Annotated in this window: 14 protein-coding genes; 9 read left to right on the top strand and 5 right to left on the bottom strand. The window is 72.5% G+C overall.

Annotation, left to right across the window (positions count from 1 at the left end; translation table 11 throughout):
* The first annotated feature begins 37 nt into the window (after positions 1-37).
* From BKA05_RS15450 to BKA05_RS15425, 6 genes are all read left to right on the top strand, one after another.
* Positions 38-922 carry an NUDIX hydrolase gene (locus BKA05_RS15450; protein ID WP_179532227.1) on the top strand — a complete coding sequence of 295 codons (885 nt, stop codon included), beginning with the start codon at positions 38-40 and terminating at the stop codon, positions 920-922.
* A gap of 202 nt (positions 923-1124) precedes the next feature.
* The gene (locus BKA05_RS15445; RefSeq protein ID WP_179532226.1) at positions 1125-2237 is read left to right on the top strand and encodes a substrate-binding domain-containing protein; all 1113 of its coding nucleotides are present in this window, start codon (positions 1125-1127) and stop codon (positions 2235-2237) included.
* A gap of 102 nt (positions 2238-2339) precedes the next feature.
* The gene (gene pstC, locus BKA05_RS15440) at positions 2340-3296 is read left to right on the top strand and encodes a phosphate ABC transporter permease subunit PstC (RefSeq protein WP_246289811.1); all 957 of its coding nucleotides are present in this window, start codon (positions 2340-2342) and stop codon (positions 3294-3296) included.
* Positions 3293-4426: a phosphate ABC transporter permease PstA gene (pstA, locus tag BKA05_RS15435; RefSeq protein ID WP_246289810.1), complete on the top strand. Its 1134-nt coding sequence runs from the start codon at positions 3293-3295 to the stop codon at positions 4424-4426. The genes pstC and pstA overlap by 4 nt, the downstream gene beginning before the upstream one ends.
* Positions 4427-4475: 49 nt before the next feature.
* Positions 4476-5255, top strand: coding sequence for a phosphate ABC transporter ATP-binding protein PstB (pstB, locus tag BKA05_RS15430; RefSeq protein WP_179532225.1), 780 nt, complete (start codon positions 4476-4478; stop codon positions 5253-5255).
* Between the two features lie 199 nt (positions 5256-5454).
* Entirely contained in the window at positions 5455-6552 is a 1098-nt protein-coding gene (locus tag BKA05_RS15425) for a hypothetical protein (RefSeq protein ID WP_179532224.1), read from the top strand.
* Between the two features lie 93 nt (positions 6553-6645).
* Here the strand turns inward: BKA05_RS15425 and BKA05_RS15420 are convergent, their stop codons facing one another.
* The 3 genes from BKA05_RS15420 to BKA05_RS15410 form a co-directional block, all read right to left on the bottom strand.
* A complete protein-coding gene (locus tag BKA05_RS15420) occupies positions 6646-7647 on the bottom strand; it encodes an inorganic phosphate transporter (RefSeq protein WP_179532223.1) in 1002 nt (333 codons plus the stop codon).
* A 31-nt stretch (positions 7648-7678) separates the two neighbouring features.
* Complete coding sequence (locus BKA05_RS15415) at positions 7679-8296, bottom strand: DUF47 family protein (RefSeq protein WP_179532222.1); 618 nt, start codon at positions 8294-8296, stop codon at positions 7679-7681.
* A gap of 136 nt (positions 8297-8432) precedes the next feature.
* Complete coding sequence (locus tag BKA05_RS15410; protein WP_179532221.1) at positions 8433-10598, bottom strand: RNA degradosome polyphosphate kinase; 2166 nt, start codon at positions 10596-10598, stop codon at positions 8433-8435.
* Between the two features lie 136 nt (positions 10599-10734).
* Between BKA05_RS15410 and BKA05_RS15405 the strand changes: the two genes are divergently transcribed.
* Complete coding sequence (locus BKA05_RS15405) at positions 10735-11793, top strand: alpha/beta hydrolase (RefSeq protein WP_343045702.1); 1059 nt, start codon at positions 10735-10737, stop codon at positions 11791-11793.
* A 16-nt stretch (positions 11794-11809) separates the two neighbouring features.
* Here BKA05_RS15405 and BKA05_RS15400 read toward each other — a convergent pair whose 3' ends face one another.
* Together BKA05_RS15400 and BKA05_RS15395 are read right to left on the bottom strand one after the other, a co-directional pair.
* On the bottom strand, positions 11810-14677 hold the full coding sequence (locus BKA05_RS15400) for a hypothetical protein (RefSeq protein WP_179532220.1): 2868 nt from the start codon (positions 14675-14677) through the stop codon (positions 11810-11812).
* A gap of 109 nt (positions 14678-14786) precedes the next feature.
* Entirely contained in the window at positions 14787-15149 is a 363-nt protein-coding gene (locus BKA05_RS15395) for a DsrE family protein (protein ID WP_179532219.1), read from the bottom strand.
* Positions 15150-15188: 39 nt separating this feature from the next.
* Between BKA05_RS15395 and BKA05_RS15390 the strand changes: the two genes are divergently transcribed.
* Both BKA05_RS15390 and ygfZ read left to right on the top strand, forming a co-directional pair.
* Positions 15189-15683, top strand: a complete 495-nt coding sequence (locus tag BKA05_RS15390) for a heme-binding beta-barrel domain-containing protein (RefSeq protein ID WP_179532218.1) — start codon at positions 15189-15191, stop codon at positions 15681-15683.
* Entirely contained in the window at positions 15680-16648 is a 969-nt protein-coding gene (ygfZ, locus tag BKA05_RS15385) for a CAF17-like 4Fe-4S cluster assembly/insertion protein YgfZ (protein ID WP_179532217.1), read from the top strand. Before BKA05_RS15390 ends, ygfZ begins: the two co-directional genes overlap by 4 nt.
* The last annotated feature ends 124 nt before the right edge of the window (positions 16649-16772 follow it).

The following is a 16772-nucleotide window of genomic DNA, read 5'->3' as shown; positions in this document are numbered from 1 at the left end:
TCGTGGCTCGGTGGGGCCAGGGTGTGAGACTACGGGCATGGCCTCGCAGCCCCGTCGCGCCGCAGACGTCGTCGCCGCCGGCGCAGTCGTGTTCCGACCCGGGCGCGAGGTGCTGCTGGTGCACCGGCAGAAGTACGACGACTGGTCCTTCCCCAAGGGCAAGCTCGACCCGCGGGAGCACGCCGCCACCGCGGCCGTGCGCGAGGTCGAGGAGGAGACCGGGCTGCACGTGCGCCTGGGACCCCCGCTGGCGACCCTGCGCTACGCGACCGGCAGCAAGATGAAGACGGTGCACTACTGGCAGGGCCGCGCCGTCGGCGACGACGACGTGTCGTCGTACGAGCCCAACGCCGAGATCGACCGGGTCGCCTGGGTCGACCGCGACGAGGCCGCCGGGCTGCTCACCTACGCCCGCGACCGGGCACTGCTCCAGGACGCCGTGCGTCTGCGCAAGCCGACGACCGCCCTGGTGGTGCTGCGGCACGCGCACGCCCGCTCCCGCAAGGCCTGGCGCGGCGACGACCGGCTGCGGCCGCTGCTGTCCGGCGGACGTGACGAGGCCTTCCGGCTGGTGCCCGTGCTCGCGGCGTACGACGTCGGGCGGGTGGTGTCCTCGGGCTCCACGCGCTGCCTGGAGACCGTGGCGCCCTACGTCGAGACCGTGGGCCTGGAGGTGGAGCGCCGCAAGGAGCTCTCCGAGGAGTGCTCGGACCCCGAGCGCACCGCCCGGGTCGTGCGCGAGGTGGCCGAGCAGTGCGACACCACCCGGAGGGGGACGCTGCTGTGCAGCCACCGCCCGGTGCTGCCGGCGGTCTTCGCCGCGCTCGGCGTCGCGGATCCGCGGCTGGAGCCGGGGGAGATGTTCGTGGTGCACCTGCGCAAGGGGCGCGTGGTCGCCACCGAGCAGCACCTCGTGGGCTGACTGCGCGGTCATGCCATCGGGCGGGCCCGGCGGTCAAGAGACCCGAGGCTTGTTCACGTGACGTACCTCTCATGGGCGCGCCGGCGTCACGGAAGCGGTCGCCAGGGTTCACCCCTCGTTCACCGACGACCCCGGAGCGCGTCACCTGGGCTGCTTAGCGTCACTCGACGTCACCCCCACTGACCTACCAGGAGTCACACTCGTGAAGACCCCCACCATCCGTCGCGCGGTCCTCCCCGGCGTCGCCGCTCTGGCCCTCGCCCTGACCGGCTGCGCCGCCTCCAACGAGGGCGGCAGCGACGAGACCGGCGGTGTCGAGGCCGGCACCCTCTCGGGCCAGTACACCGTCGGCGGCGCCTCGTCGCAGGAGGCCGCCCAGCTGGCCTGGACGACCGGCTTCGCCGACGTGCAGCCCGACGTCACCATGACCTACGAGCCCATCGGCTCCGGCGGCGGCCGCGAGAACTTCATCGCCGGCGGCTACATGCTGGCCGGCTCGGACTCCTACCTCAAGGACGACGAGGGCGAGCTGACCGACGCCACCGAGCGCTGCGGCGGCGAGGAGCCCATCGAGATCCCCAACTACGTCTCCCCGATCGCGGTGATCTTCAACGTCGACGGTGTCGACGAGCTGAAGCTCTCCCCGGAGACCCTCGGCGCGATCTTCGCCGGCGACATCAAGCAGTGGGACGACGAGGCCATCGCCGAGACCAACCCCGACGCCGACCTGCCGAGCGCCCCGATCAACCCGGTGCACCGCTCCGACGAGTCCGGCACCACCGGCAACTTCACCAACTACCTCGCCACCCGCGCGGCCGACACCTGGACCGCCGGCGAGCTCGAGGTGTGGCCCAAGGAGTTCGGCGGCGAGGGTGCCCAGGGCACCTCGGGCGTCGTGTCCGCCGTGACCGACGGCAAGAACGCCATCGGCTACGCCGACGCCTCGCAGGCCGGCGACCTGGGCAAGGCCCTCATCGGTGTCGGCGACGACTTCGTCGGCCCGACCGCCGAGGCCGCGGCCAAGATCCTCGAGGTCTCCCCGAAGGCCGAGTCCGCCGGTGACAACCAGCTGATCTTCGACCTCGACTACAACACCGAGGAGTCCGGCACCTACCCGATCGTGCTGACCAGCTACCTGCTGGCCTGCATGACCTACGAGGACCAGGCCGAGGCCGACGTCACCAAGGCCTACATCTCCTACATCCTCAGCGACGACGGCCAGGAGTTCGCCGCGAGCGAGGCCGGCTCGGCCCCGCTGGCCGACAGCCTGCAGGAGCAGGCCATGGCCATCGTCGAGCAGATCTCGGCCGGCTGACGGATCCGAGCGAGAACCGATAGCGTCGGAGGCCCCGACCGCCCTCGGGCGGCCCGGGGCCTTCGGCGCGAGCAGTCGACAGATGCAGGAGAGGGAGATCCGTTGACCACCACCCAGGCTGAGCCGGCCCCGCCGGTCCCGCCGACCGAGGAGGCCCCGCAGCGCGTCACCCGCGCCGGCGACTCGATCTTCCGCGGTCTGGCCACCGGCGCCGGGCTGATGATCATGCTGGCCCTGGCCGGTGTGGCGATCTTCCTGGTCCTGCAGTCGATCCCCGCGATCGGAGCCTCCGGCGACCAGGCGTACGGCGCCGACAACATCGTGGTCTACATCTGGCCGCTGCTGTTCGGCACGATCCTGGCCGCGGTCATCGCGCTGATCATCGCCACGCCGCTGGCGATCGGTGTCGCCCTGGTGATCAGCCACTACGCCCCGCGTCGGATCGCGAGGCTGCTGGGCTACCTGATCGACCTGCTCGCCGCCGTACCCTCCGTCGTCTACGGCCTGTGGGGCCGCGAGACGCTGCAGGGCTGGGTCTTCCCGATCTACGACTGGCTGCACGACACCCTGGGCTTCCTGCCCTTCTTCGCCGGCCCGGTCACCACCGGCCGCACGATCCTCACCGCCGGCGTCGTCCTCGCGGTGATGGCGCTGCCGATCATCACCGCGCTGTGCCGCGAGGTCTTCCTGCAGACCCCGGTGATGCACCAGGAGGCCGCGCTCGCGCTCGGCGCCACCCGGTGGGAGATGATCCGGATGGCGGTCTTCCCCTACAGCCGCTCGGGCATCACCTCCGCGGTCATGCTCGGCCTGGGCCGCGCGCTCGGCGAGACGATGGCCGTCGCGATGGTGCTCTCGGCCGCCGGCGTCGTCACCTTCAACCTGATCTCCTCGCAGAACCCCTCCACGATCGCCGCCAACATCGCGCTCAACTACGCCAACGCCTCCGGCACCAAGACCAACGTGCTCATCGCGGGCGGTCTGGTGCTGTTCGTGGTGACCTTCGCCGTCAACTTCCTCGGCCGCTGGCTGGCGGCCCGTGGCCAGGTCAAGGCATGAGCGGGGAGGACACCGAGATGACGCAGAACCCGCACGACGCCGACATCCACCAGCCGTTCCACACCGATCCCACGACCGACCTCTCCACCCACGTGCCGCTGACCAAGCCGCAGCTGCCCGGCATCGCCGTGCCGCTGGCCGCGGCCGTCGCGTGGGGCCTGTCCGGGCTGATCTCGCTCTTCCTCGAGTGGCCGGTCGCCGGCTGGGTCGTGCTGGGCTGGGTCTTCTTCGTCGTCGGCATGCCGGCGTGGGCGCAGGCCGTCGAGGGCCGCCGCAAGGCCGTCGACCGGCTCGTCACCGCGCTGGTGTGGACGACCTTCGCGGTCGCGATGATGCCGCTGGTCGCCGTGATCTGGACCGTGGTCAGCCGGGGCGCCGGTGCTCTGTCGGTGGAGTTCTTCACCGCCTCCCAGCAGGGCGTGCTCGGCGAGGGCGGCGGCATCTACCACGCGATCATGGGCACGCTGATCATCACGCTGATCGCCTCGTTGATCTCGATCCCGATCGGCATCATGGCCGCGGTCTACCTCGTGGAGTACGGCAAGGGCAACCGCCTGGCGCGGGTGCTCACCTTCCTGGTCGACGTCATGACCGGCATCCCCTCGATCGTGGCCGGCCTCTTCGCGCTGGCGCTGTTCACGCTGCTGCTCGGCCCGCTGCCGCGCATCGCCATCGGCGGCTCGATCGCGCTGTCGGTGCTGATGATCCCGATCGTGGTGCGCTCGACCGAGGAGATGCTCAAGCTGGTGCCCGAGGAGCTGCGCGAGGGCGCCTACGCCCTCGGCGTACCCAAGTGGCGCACCATCACCAAGGTCGTGCTCCCCACCGCGCTCGGCGGCATCATCACCGGCGCGACGCTGGCCGTGGCCCGCGTCGCCGGCGAGACCGCGCCGCTGCTGCTGATCGCCGGCACCCTGCGCGGCACCAACTTCAACCCCTTCGACGGGGCGATGCAGACCCTGCCGGTGCTGATCTTCTCCGAGGCCACCCGCGGCGGCCTCGCGACGTACGTGCCGTTCCAGATCGAGCGGGCCTGGGGGGCTGCGCTCGTCCTCATCATCATCGTGATGCTGCTGAACCTGCTGGCCCGTGTGGTCGGCAGCTTCTTCAGCCCCAAGACGGGTCGCTGAGACCCATGAGCCGACCCAGCGACCCGAACCACCAAGGAGCCTGAACCCCATGGCGAAGAGCATCGACGTCTCGGACCTGAACATCTACTACGGGGACTTCCTCGCGGTCTCCGGGGTCAACATGACCATCAAGGCCCGCCAAGTCACCGCGTTCATCGGGCCCTCCGGCTGCGGCAAGTCGACCGTGCTGCGCACGCTGAACCGCATGCACGAGGTCATCCCCGGCGCCCGCGTCGAGGGCAAGGTCGTCGTCGACGGCCAGTCGCTCTACGACCCCTCGATCGACCCGGTGGCCGTGCGCCGCCAGATCGGCATGGTCTTCCAGCGGCCCAACCCGTTCCCCACGATGTCGATCTACGACAACGTGCTCGCGGGCAACAAGCTGAACGCCAAGAAGATGAAGAAGTCCGAGGCCGACGACATCGTCGAGCGCTCGCTCAAGGGCGCCAACCTGTGGAACGAGGTCAAGGACCGCCTCGGCCGGCCCGGGATGGGGCTCTCGGGCGGTCAGCAGCAGCGGCTGTGCATCGCCCGGGCCATCGCCGTACGCCCGCAGGTGCTGCTGATGGACGAGCCCTGCTCCGCGCTGGACCCCATCTCGACCTCCGCGATCGAGGACCTCATCCACGAGCTGAAGTCCGAGTACACGATCGTCATCGTCACCCACAACATGCAGCAGGCCGCCCGTGTCTCCGACGACACCGGCTTCTTCAACCTCAAGGCCACCGGCGAGCCCGGCCAGCTGGTCGAGTTCAACCCCACCAAGAAGATGTTCACCAACCCCGACAACGACGCCACCGAGGCCTACATCTCGGGTCGGTTCGGCTGAGGGGAACCGGGTTACGACGAATTACTTCTCACCCTTACTGCGCAGTAAGGGTGAGAAGTAATTCGTCGTAACCCGATCGGCTCTCCCCACGCCTCGCCCCCGGGCCGGCGACCGTCCACAGCTGACCCCGGGACGGGGTTGTCCCCAGAGGCTGCAAGCCCGCCGCTGAGGGGCGCTGGGACGGGTGATTCTCGTCTCCATGAGGACGACTCGAACCCGCACCAGCACCCCGACGAACATCACGAGCACCGACGTGCTCCCCATCCCCTGGCACCCCCGCCGGCCCGGACTCCAGGCAGCGCACCGCCTGGATCCGAAGGGTGAGAAGGGTCCCGCCCGTGGGCAGTCGCAGGGCCGACGGTGGCGCGCGGTGGCGCCCGGTTGGTTCCGCCCCGCGGGCGAGCCGGACACCGTCGAGCAGCGCATCGTGGAGGCCTCCTACCGGGTGCCGGACGGCGGTGGCGTCACGGGCTGGGCCTCACTGCGGTGGCTCGGTGGCCGGTGGTTCGACGGCACGCTGCCGGACGGCTCGCTCCGCGACGTACCCGTCACCATGATCACCTCCCACCGCAGCCACACCCCCGGGATCCGGTACACCAAGGAGCGCTTGAGGCCCGGCGAGCTGGTCGAGCTGGACGGTCTGCCCGTCACCACAGCCGTCCGCTCGGTCATGTTCGAGGCGCGGCACGCGGAGACGCTCGGCGACGCGGTCGTCGCGATGGACATGGCCTGCTTCAACGACCTGGTGTCCTTGGCCGAGCTTGGCGTGGCTGTCGACGAGAGCAAGGCATGGACGGGCATCCAGCAGGCGCGCGACGCGCTGTCGCTGGCGTCGGAGAACGCCTGGTCGCCGGCCGAGGTCGGTTTCCGGCTGCTGTGGACCCAGGTGGCTGAGCTCGGTCCGGTCGTGTGCAACGCACCGATCTTCGACCTCAACGGCCGGCACCTGCTCACGCCCGACCTGTTCGACGCGGCGGCGGGTGTGGTGGGTGAGTACCAAGGCGCCCACCACTTCGAGCGCAGCCAGCGCCGCCGCGACATCACCCGCGAGACGCTCCTGCGCGACCACGGCCTGGAGTACGTCGAGCGCGTGGCCGGCGAGGAGACGACCAGGTTCCTGATCCGGCTGAGGTCGGCCTACGCGCGGGCCGCGCGGATCCCGGCTGATCGCCGGCGATTCACCCTGACACCGCCACCCTCGTGGACCCCGACCGAGACCGTTGCCCAGCGCCGCGCGCTCCTGCCGCACCAGCGGGCCTCGCTCCTGGCCCGTCGCGGCCTCGACTCCGTGGCCTGAGCGGGCGGCCTGCGGGCCCCCGCCTGGTTACGACGAATCAGATCTCACCCTTACTGCGCAGTAAGGGTGAGATCTGATTCGTCGTAACCCGACTCACGGCAGCTGGAACACGTACCGACAGGCGAAGTAGACCAGCGCAGCGGCGCCACCGGCCATGGGGAAGGTGAGCACCCAGGCGGTGACGATCGAGCGGGCCACGCCCCAGCGCACCGCGGAGAACCGCTTGGTGGCGCCGGCGCCCATGACGGCGGAGGTGATGGTGTGGGTGGTGGAGATCGGCGCCTCGAAGACGTACGCCGTGGTGTACAGCACCGACGCGGCGACCGACTCCGAGGCGAACCCGCGGGCCGGGTCGAGGTGGATGATGCGGCGTCCCAGCGTGCGCATGATGCGCCAGCCACCGGCCCAGGTGCCGGCGGAGATGGCGGCTGCGGCGGCGAAGATCACCCACAGCGGGAGCGGGTCGCCGGGGTCGACGTAGTTGCCCGCGAGGAGCGCCAGGAAGATCACGCCCATCGTCTTCTGGGCGTCCTGGAGACCGTGGCCCAGCGCCATGGCGGCGGCCGAGACGGTCTGGGCGAGCTTGAAGCCGCGCTGGGCGCGGGCGGGGTGGGCGCGCCGGAAGCCCCACATGATCGCGACCATCACCAAGAAGCCGAGGGAGAAGGCCACGAGCGGCGAGAGCAGCATCGGGATGACGACCTTGGCGACCACGACCTCCCAGTTGGCGGTGACGCCGGCGGCCAGGGCCGCGCCGACCAGGCCGCCGATGAGCGCGTGGGAGGAGGAGGACGGCAGGCCGTACCACCAGGTGATGAGGTTCCACGCGATGGCGCCGAGCAGACCGGCCATCACGATCACCAGGGCGTGGGAGCCGGTGCCGGGGTCGATGGTGTCGGAGACGGTGGTGGCGACCTTCTGGCCGAGGAAGGCGCCGACGAAGTTCATGATCGCCGCCATCGCCAGCGCCACCCGGGGGGTGAGCGCCCTGGTGGAGACCGAGGTCGCGATCGCGTTGGCGGCGTCGTGGAAGCCGTTGGTGTAGTCGAAGACCAGGGCCACGACGACGACGGCGATGATGATCGCCAGCTCCATCAGCAGGCCCCCGTGGGGAGCAGGTCCACGCTCAGGACTCCTTGACGGCGATCTGCTCGACGGTGTTGGCGACCTTCTCGAAGGCGTCGATGGCGCCTTCGAGGGTCTCGGTGATGTCCTTGAGCTTGAGGACCTCCATCGCCTTGTACTCACCCGAGAACAGGTGGGCCAGGATCCGCCGGTGGTTCTTGTCGCCGGCGTTCTCGAGGCGGTTGATCTCGATCCAGTACTCCGAGAGCTCCTTCATCGTCCGCAGCCGCGGCATCGCGTCGGCGGTGACCTCGGCGCAGCGACGGATGAGGTCGACCTGCTCCGACAGCCCGGACGGCAGCTCCTTGACCTCGTAGAGCAGCATCATGTCCACGGCCTCGTCCATCATGTCCATGACGTCGTCGAGGCCCGCGGCCAGCGAGTAGATGTCCTCGCGGTCGAAGGGCGTGATGAAGGTGGAGTTCACCTTCTTCACGATCTCGTGGGTGGTCTCGTCGGCCGCGTGCTCGGCATCGCGCATGGCCATGGCCACGGCCTCGCGGTCCGCGCCCACGGTGAACATGTCGGCCAGCAGCGAGGCACCCGTGACCAGGTGCGCCGCCGACTCGGCGAACTGGTCGTAGAAGGCGTTCTCGACGGGACGGAATCTCAGGCCCACGACTACCTCTTCAGCGCCGACGACAGGGGACCGCGGAACAGCGTAGGCCCCCGGTGGACGGGAGGTGAAAGGGCGGTGACCGAACGGTGGGCCGCCCAGGCGTCGCCGGGTCGCGGGAGGGTGGCCCCCGGGCGCCTCAGGCGCTGGTACGCCGGCGCTTCTGCCGCTCGATGAGCTCCTCCTGCAGGTGCACCTCGCCGCTGTTGCGCTTCCAGCCGCCGTCGGAGTCCAGCAGCCAGGCCGTGGTGTCCTCGGCGAAGGCGAGGTCGAGCAGCTGCCCGACCTCGGCGACGGAGTCGGCGTCGGGAAGCCGCACCAGCACCTCGACGCGACGGTCGAGGTTGCGGTGCATCATGTCGGCCGAGCCGATCCAGGCCTGCGGGTCGCCGCCGTTCTCGAACCAGAAGATCCGGCTGTGCTCGAGGAAGCGCCCGAGCACGGAGCGGACCGTGATGTTCTCGGAGAGCCCGGGGACGCCGGGGCGCAGCGCGCAGATCCCGCGCACCAGCAGCTCGACGGGCACCCCCTCGCGCGAGGCGAGGTAGAGCGAGTCGATGAGCGCCTCGTCGACGACCGAGTTGGCCTTGAGGCGGATCCGGGCGGGGCGACCGGCCTTGTGGTGGGCGATCTCGGCGTGGACCTGCTCGACCAGCCCGGAGCGGACGGAGTCGGGGGCGACCAGCAGCTCGGCGTACGACGCGTTGCGCGACCAGCCGGAGAGGTTGTTGAACAGGTGCGCGACGTCCTCGGTGACCCGCTCGTCGGTGGTGATCAGCCCGAGGTCCTCGTACATCCGGGAGGTCTTGGGGTTGTAGTTGCCGGTGCCGATGTGGGCGTAGCGGCGGATGCCGTGGTGGTCGCCCTCGTCGCGGACGACCATCGCCAGCTTGCAGTGGGTCTTGAGGCCGACGACGCCGTACACGACGTGGCAGCCGGCCTGCTCGAGCTTGCGCGCCCAGCGGATGTTGGCCTGCTCGTCGAAGCGGGCCTTGATCTCGACGATGACCAGCACCTGCTTGCCGGCCTCGGCGGCGTCGATGAGGGCGTCGATGATCGGGGAGTCACCCGACGTGCGGTAGAGCGTCTGCTTGATCGCCAGCACGTGCGGGTCGGCGGCGGCCTGCTCGATGAAGCGCTGCACCGAGGTCGAGAAGGAGTCGTAGGGGTGGTGCAGCAGCACGTCGTTGCGGCGCGCGGCCTTGAAGACGTCGACCGGTGCAGCCGACTCCACCTCGGCGAGGCGGTGGTGGGTGGTGGGGAGGAACGCGGGGTACTTCAGCTCCTCGCGGGAGAGGTCGGCGATGCCGTGCAGGCCGCGCAGGTCCAGCGGGCCGGGGAGCCGGTAGACCTCGTCCTGGCTGACGCCGAGCTCGCCGACCAGCAGCTCGAGGACGGCGGGGTCGATGGACTCCTCGACCTCCAGGCGCACCGGCGGGCCGAAGCGGCGGCGCAGCAGCTCCTTCTCCAGGGCGGCGAGGAGGTTCTCGGCGTCGTCCTCCTCGACCTCGAGGTCCTCGTTGCGGGTGACCCGGAAGGAGTGCACCTGCTGGATCTCCATGCCGGGGAAGAGCCGGTTGAGGTGCTCGGCGATGACGTCCTCGAGCGGCACGAAGCGCTGCTCGCCCAGCGGGACGAAGCGGCTGAAGATCGGCGGCACCTTCACCCGCGCGAAGTGCTGCTTGTCGCTCTTGGGGTTGCGCAGCAGCACCGCGAGGTTGAGCGAGAGCCCGGAGATGTAGGGGAAGGGGTGGGCGGGGTCGACCGCCAGCGGGGTGAGGACCGGGAAGATCCGCTCCTTGAACATCCGCTTGCACTGCTTCTGCTCGGCCTTGTCCAGGTCGGCCCAGCGGACCAGCTCGATGCCCTCGGCGTTGAGCGCCGGCACGATCTCGTCCTTGAACAGCTGTGCCTGGCGGTGGCTGAGCTCGCCGCTGACGGTGAGGATCTGCTCGAGCACCTCGCGCGGCATCAGCCCGGAGGCGGCCTTGACCGCCACGCCCGCGGTGATGCGGCGCTTGAGGCCGGCGACGCGGACCATGAAGAACTCATCGAGGTTGCTGGTGAAGATCGCCAGGAACCGCACCCGCTCCAGCAGCGGGATGGTCGGGTCCTCCGCGAGCTCGAGCACGCGCTGGTTGAACCGCAGCCAGGACAGCTCGCGGTCCAGGAAGCGGTCCTCGAAGGCCTCGACCTCCGCCAGCACCTCGTGGTCGGGCACGTAGGGCGGCTCGACGTCGAACGGCTCCTCCGGTGCGGCGTCGGAGACTCCCTCTTCCCGGGTGGGCACGATCTCGGCGGACATGCCGCCCATCCTGTCACCGCCGGGTGAACGCGAGGTGACCTCGGCGCAGGCCCCGTCCCAGACGCCGCGCGAGACCTCGCCTCAGTACGCCGGACGGGACTGCCGCGCCGGGCTGCGCCCGACTACTCTCCGGTAGGTGACTGCTCTGACCCGCGCCCGCGACGCCGTCGAGCGGCGCCTGCTCACCACCGTGCTCGGCCTCCCCGAGGGCCTGCAGCGCCGCCTGGCCGGCAGGCCCGTCGAGCTCGACGGCGACACCCTCGCCACCGACCTGCAGCTGATGCTGCGGCTGAAGAAGGCCGCCCGGCTGCCCGCCGTGGAGACGCTCCCCATCGACAAGGCGCGTGCGGCCACCCGGCACGAGGCCGCGCAGGCCGGTGGCGACCTGCCCATCGGCGAGGTCCGCGACCTGACCGCCGCCGGGCTCCCGGCGCGGCTCTACGTCCCCACCTCCTCGACCGGTGACTCCGACCCGCTGCTGGTCTTCTTCCACGGCGGCGGCTTCTTCGTGGGCGACATCGATACCCACGACGCTCCGTGCCGGCTGATCGCCGAGCGGGCCGGCGTACGCGTGCTGTCCGTGGAGTACCACCAGGGCCCCGAGCACCCGTTCCCCGCCGCCCACGACGACGCCGAGCGGGCCTACCACTGGGTCGTCGACCACGCCCGCGAGCTCGGTGCGGACCCGGAACGCATCGGCGTCGGCGGCGACTCCGCCGGCGGCAACCTCGCGGCGGCCACCGCGATCCACGCCGCCCGCACCGGTCTGCCCTGCCGCCTGCAGCTGCTGGTCTACCCGCTCACCGACGCCCGCCACGGCGCACGCGACGGCAGCGAGGAGTTCCTCTCCATGCGGCTCTTCGACGAGGGCTTCTTCTTGTCCCGGCTCTTCATGGACCGGGCCTCGGAGTCCTACGTCGCCGACGAGGCCCACCTCGACGACCCGCGGTTCTCGGTGATGCTGGCCGACCTGCCGCAGGGCCTGGCGCCGGCGTACCTCTGCACGGCCGGGTTCGACCCGCTGCGCGACGAGGGCGAGGCGTACGCCGACCTGCTCGAGAAGGCCGGCGTCACCGTGACCCGCCGACGCTTCGACGGCCTGATCCACAGCTTCTTCAACGTCACCGGTGCCGGACGCTCGGGCCCGGCCGCCGTGGCCGAGATCGCCGACGCGGTGCGCGCCGGGCTGCACTGAGAGACCGGCGGTCGGGCTACAGCCCCGGGCGCCAGCGCCGCAGCTCGCGGCTGAACGCCTCGGGGTCGACCATCGACGCGGTCACCACCACCGGCGGCAGGGAGCGGCGCTTGAACCGCACCTCCCAGCCGCGCTGGCCGGGCACGCCGACGATCTCCAGTTCGGTGCTGGCGTCGTAGACGTCGAAGCGGTGGTGGGAGTCGCCGGAGCGGATGTCGACGACGCCGTGGTCGTCGATGGTGACCTGGGCGGAGGTACGCCGGGCGCGCACGGCCACGACGGCCAGCAGCACCACGAGCAGGACGGCAGCGATGCCGGCGGGCTCGGTCCCGCGCCCGGTCGCCAGCGCGAGGCCGGCCAGGGCCAGGGCCACGACCGCCAGGCCGCCGGCGACGAACGGGACTCGGCTGCGGCGGGCCGGGAGTGCGACTGCGGAGGTGACGGCTGCAGCCGTGGTCACGGGGTCTCGAGGCTCCTCGCTGGCGCTCGTCGCACCTCGACCAGCGGGGGCGTCGCCGGCGCTCGTCGCACCTCGACCAGCGACGGGGGCATCGACGGCGGCATCGACGGGGGCATCCTGCGCGAGCTCGGCGGTCACGCGGGGGATCGACCCGGTGGTGGCGCCGAGGCCGAAGCGGCGGTGCCGGCCGGCACCCTCGAGCAGCTCCTCGCGGGCCTCGGCGAGCTCGACGGCCAGCGCGGCGGCGCGGCGCTCGGCCTCGATCCGGGCGGCCATCTCGGCCTCGGCGATCTCGGCCTGGTGGCGCACGGACGCCTCGACCGACTGCCGGTCGATGCCGCGCTGGCTGGCGGCCTCCTCGGCGTCGGCGCGTGCGGTGATCGCCTCGATGGCCTTCGCCTCGGCGGCAGCACGGGCGTCGAGGGCCTCCTGCAGCTCCCCCAGCACCTGCGTCGTACGACGCTCGGCAGCCTCGCGCTCGGCTGCTGCCTGCGCGGCGAGCTCGGCGTGGGTCTGCGCGTCCTCCTCGGCCTTCGCGCGGGCCCGGGCCGCCTCCTCGGCGGCCGTCTCGGCGGCGGTGCGGGCGGCGAGCGCCTCCTGGGCCACGCGGGACTGCTCCGCGGCCAGCGCCTCGGCCTGCTCGCGTGCCTCGACCGCGACGCGCAGCGACTCGGCGGCCGCGGCGGCGGCGCCGTGGGCCTCGGTCTCGGCGGTGGCCGCGGCCGCAGCCTGCTCGGCCTGTGCGGTCGCGGCCTGCTCGGCGGCCTCGCGCTGCGCCAGCGCCTCGCCGGCGTGCGCGGCGGCGGCGCGGGCGGCCTCCTCGGCCTCGGTGCGGGCGGTGTGGGCCGCGAGCGCGGCCTCGGTCTGCTCGGTGGCGGCCTGCTCGGCGGCGGTGCGGGCCTCGGCGGCGACCCGGGCGGCCTCGTCGGCGGCGGTGCGTCCCTCGTGCGCCTCGGTCGCGGCGGCGAGTGCAGCCTCAGCGGCCGACTCGGCGGCGGCCCGCGCGGTGTGCGCGGCCTCGGCGTCGGCGGCCGCTGCCGCGGACGCCTCGTGGGCGGCGGTCTCGGCCTCGGCCGCGGCACGGGCGGCCTCGCCCTGGGCGGCGGCGGCCTGCTCGGCGGCCTCGCGCCCGGCCTGCGCCTCGGCGGCCAGCGCGGCGGCGGCGCGGGCGGCCTCCTCGGCCTCGGTGCGCGCCGTGTGGGCCTCGGCTGCGAGGCGTGCCTGCTCGGTGGCTGCCTCGTCGGCCTCGGTGCGGGCGGCGGCGTGCTCGGCGGCGACGCGGTCGGCCTCGGCACGGGCCTCGGCGGAGGCGGTGGCCGCTGCTTCGGCGGCCTCCCGGGCGGCGTGGGCGGCGGCCGCGAGCTCCTGTGCGGCGGTGGCGGCCTGCTCGGCCTCGCGACGGTCGGACTGCGCGTGCTCGGCGAACTCCCCGAGCAGCCGGGCCGCCTCCTCGGCGGCCTCCCGGGCGGTCTGCGCCTCGGCGGCCAGTGCGGCGGCGGTGCGGGCGGCCTCCTCGGCCTCGGTGCGGGCGGTGTGCGCCTCAGCTGCCAGGCGTGCCTGCTCGGTGGCGGCCTCCTCCGCGGCGGTGCGGGCGGCGGCGTGCTCGGCGGCGACGCGGTCGGCCTCGGCGCGGGCCTCGGCGGAGGCGGTGGCCGCCTCCTCGGCTGCCTCGCGGTCGGCGTGGGCGGCCGCGGCGGACTCGTGGGCGGTCCGCGCGTCGTGCTCGGCGTTCTCCCGGTCCGAGTGGGCGTGGGTGGCGGCGTCGGCGTGCGCGCGGGTGATCTCCTCGGCCTCCAGGCGCGCGGCGTACGCGGCCTCGGCCTCCTCCGCCTTCGCGCGGGCGGCGGCCTCGGCGGCCTCCCGCTGGGCGAACGCCTCCTCGGCAGCTGCGGCCTGCTCGGCGGCGATGACCTCCGCGGCCTCGCGGGCGTTGGCGGCGGCCGCGGCACTGGAGTCCGCGGCGGCTCGGCGGCGGGCCTGCTCGCTGGCGGCCTCCTGGGCCTCCTGCGCGACGGTCTCGGCGGCCTCGCGCGCAGCGTAGGCCTCCTGCAGCACCACCTCGGCGGCCTCGCGCGCACTGACCGCCTCGGCGAGCGCGGACTCGGCGGCCTCGCGGGCGGCCAGGGCCTCCTCGAGCCGGGCCTGGGCCTCGGTGAGACGGGTGTCGGACTCGCTGCGCCCCCGCAAGGCGGTCGCGGCGGACTCCTCGGCGATCATCCGCTCCGCGGCGGACTCGGCGGCGGCCTTCTCGGCGGCGGCGCGCAGCGTGGCGAAGCGCTCCGCGGCGGCGGTCTGCTCGGCGATGCGGGCCTCGAGCTCCTCCAGGGACGGGCCGGCGTCCTTGCGGCGCAGCCAGCGTCGACCGGAGTCCCCACCGGTCGCGGAGCCGGCGGAGGTCTCAGGGGGGGAGTCGGGGGAGCTCATCGTGGCGGCAGCCTACCGAGAACACGCCCTCCCGCCCGGGAGGTGCGGCGCCAGTCACGTGGGCGGTCCAGAGCGGCGCCCACGCGGCGTCGGCGCAGGTGAGGAGGGGTCAGTAGACGAGCGCCTGGACGCCGTCGCCGAGCGCCTCCTCCACGAAGGACGCCGCGCCGGCGATCGTCACGCGCGGGCGCAGGTCCTCCGCGGTGATGCCGCGCCGCTCGGCGCACTGGCTGCACAGCGTCACCCGGCCCAGGTCGAGCACCGTTCCGAGCAGGTCCTCCACGGGGCGGGCGTGCTCCAGCCCGAGGTCGGGCCCCTTGTCGGGCACGGCCCACCAGGCGGCGTCCCCGGTGAGCCACAGCGATACCGAAGCTCCTGCCGCGCAGGCCGCGGCGGCGACCGTGAAGGCCTGGTTGGCCCGCTCGGGCGCGTCCGCGGCGCAGGTCACCTTCACCAGCAGCCGAGGAGTCATGGCTCCAGGGTAGGCGGAGTCGGTCGTTAGGGTGGGGTGGTGGCGTTCGAGCTCCCTCCCAACCTGCACCCGAACTGTGGACCCGTCGCCTGGCTGCTCGGCAGCTGGATCGGCAACGGCCACGGTGACTACCCGACGATCGAGCCGTTCCAGTACGGCCAGGAGGTGGTCTTCCAGCAGGACGGCCGGCCCTTCCTGCACTACTTCGCCCGCTCGTGGGTGATCGACGAGCACGGTGAGAAGGTCCGCGACGCGGCCCAGGAGACCGGCTTCCTGCGCTGTCCGGAGCCGGGCAAGGTCGAGCTGGTGCTCGCGCACAACATCGGCTTCTCCGAGATCTGGTACGGCGAGGCCGCCGACGGCAAGCTCGAGCTGCGCACCGCGGGCGTCGGCTACACCGAGACCGCCAAGGAGGTCACCGCCGGGCACCGCCTCTACGGCAACGTCGAGGGCGACCTGCTCTACGCCTACGACATGGCCGCGGTCGGCCAGGAGCTGCAGCCCCACCTGTGGGCGCGGTTGAAGCGCGCATGACCAGCGTCCAGGCCAGCCCCCTGCTCGTGTCCCTCCCCGGCGCGGTCGCCGGAGACGGCGTCGACGCCCCGGTCGCCGCGCACTACGGCTCGTTCAACACCGAGCAGCGCACCCTGGAGTCCGGTGAGGGCTTCGTGGACCTCTCCCACCGCGACGTCGTCCGCATCAGCGGCCCGGAGCGGCTGACCTGGCTGCACTCGCTGACCACCCAGCACTTCCTCGCCCTCGCGCCCCGCGAGTGGACCACCGCGCTGATCCTCTCCCCGCAGGGGCACGTCGAGCACGCGTTCACCGGGTACGACGACGGCGAGTCGTTCTGGGCGCACACCGAGCCCGGGGCCGCTGGGCCGCTCCTGGAGTGGCTGGGCCGGATGGTCTTCATGACCCGCGTGGAGCTCGCCGAGGTCACCGACGACTGGGCCGTGGCCTGGCGTTCACGCCCCGACGCTCCGACGTACGACCTGGTGCCGCGCGGCGAGCTCGAGGCCTACGCGCAGGCGGCCGGCCCGGCGTGCGGGCTGTGGGCCTTCGAGGCGCTGCGGATCTCGCGCGGGGAGCCCCGCCACCTGGTCGACACCGACGCCCGCACCATCCCCAACGAGGTGGGGTGGATCGGGCCGGCGGTGCACCTGGACAAGGGCTGCTACCGCGGGCAGGAGACCGTCGCGCGCGTGCACACGCTCGGGCGGCCCCCGCGCCGGCTGACGCTGCTGCACCTCGACGGCACCGAGAACCGGCTCCCCGCCCGCGGCGCGGAGCTGCTGATGGGCTCGGGGGAGGCGACCAAGACCGTCGGCTTCGTGGGCTCCTCGGCCCGCCACCACGAGCTCGGCCCGATCGCGCTGGGGCTGGTCAAGCGCAACGTCCCGCTCGAGGTCACCCTCGAGGTCGAGGGGATGCCGGCGGCCCAGGAGGTCGTCGTGGACCCCGAGGTGGGCCTGCACGTCCGCCCGAAGCTGCGCTGAGGCGACCGCGCGACCTCCGGAAAGCACGAGACTCCCGGAGTGGGAGTCTCAGGACCACCCCGGGAGTCGTTCGCGGCGAGCCCGCAGGGGCTCGGTCGGAGGACGCGTCGTCTCAGTGGAACGA

The organism is Nocardioides marinus (assembly GCF_013408145.1).
In the GTDB taxonomy this organism is placed as follows: Bacteria; Actinomycetota; Actinomycetes; order Propionibacteriales; family Nocardioidaceae; genus Nocardioides; species Nocardioides marinus.
This window is presented reverse-complemented; position numbering and strand designations above follow the sequence as displayed.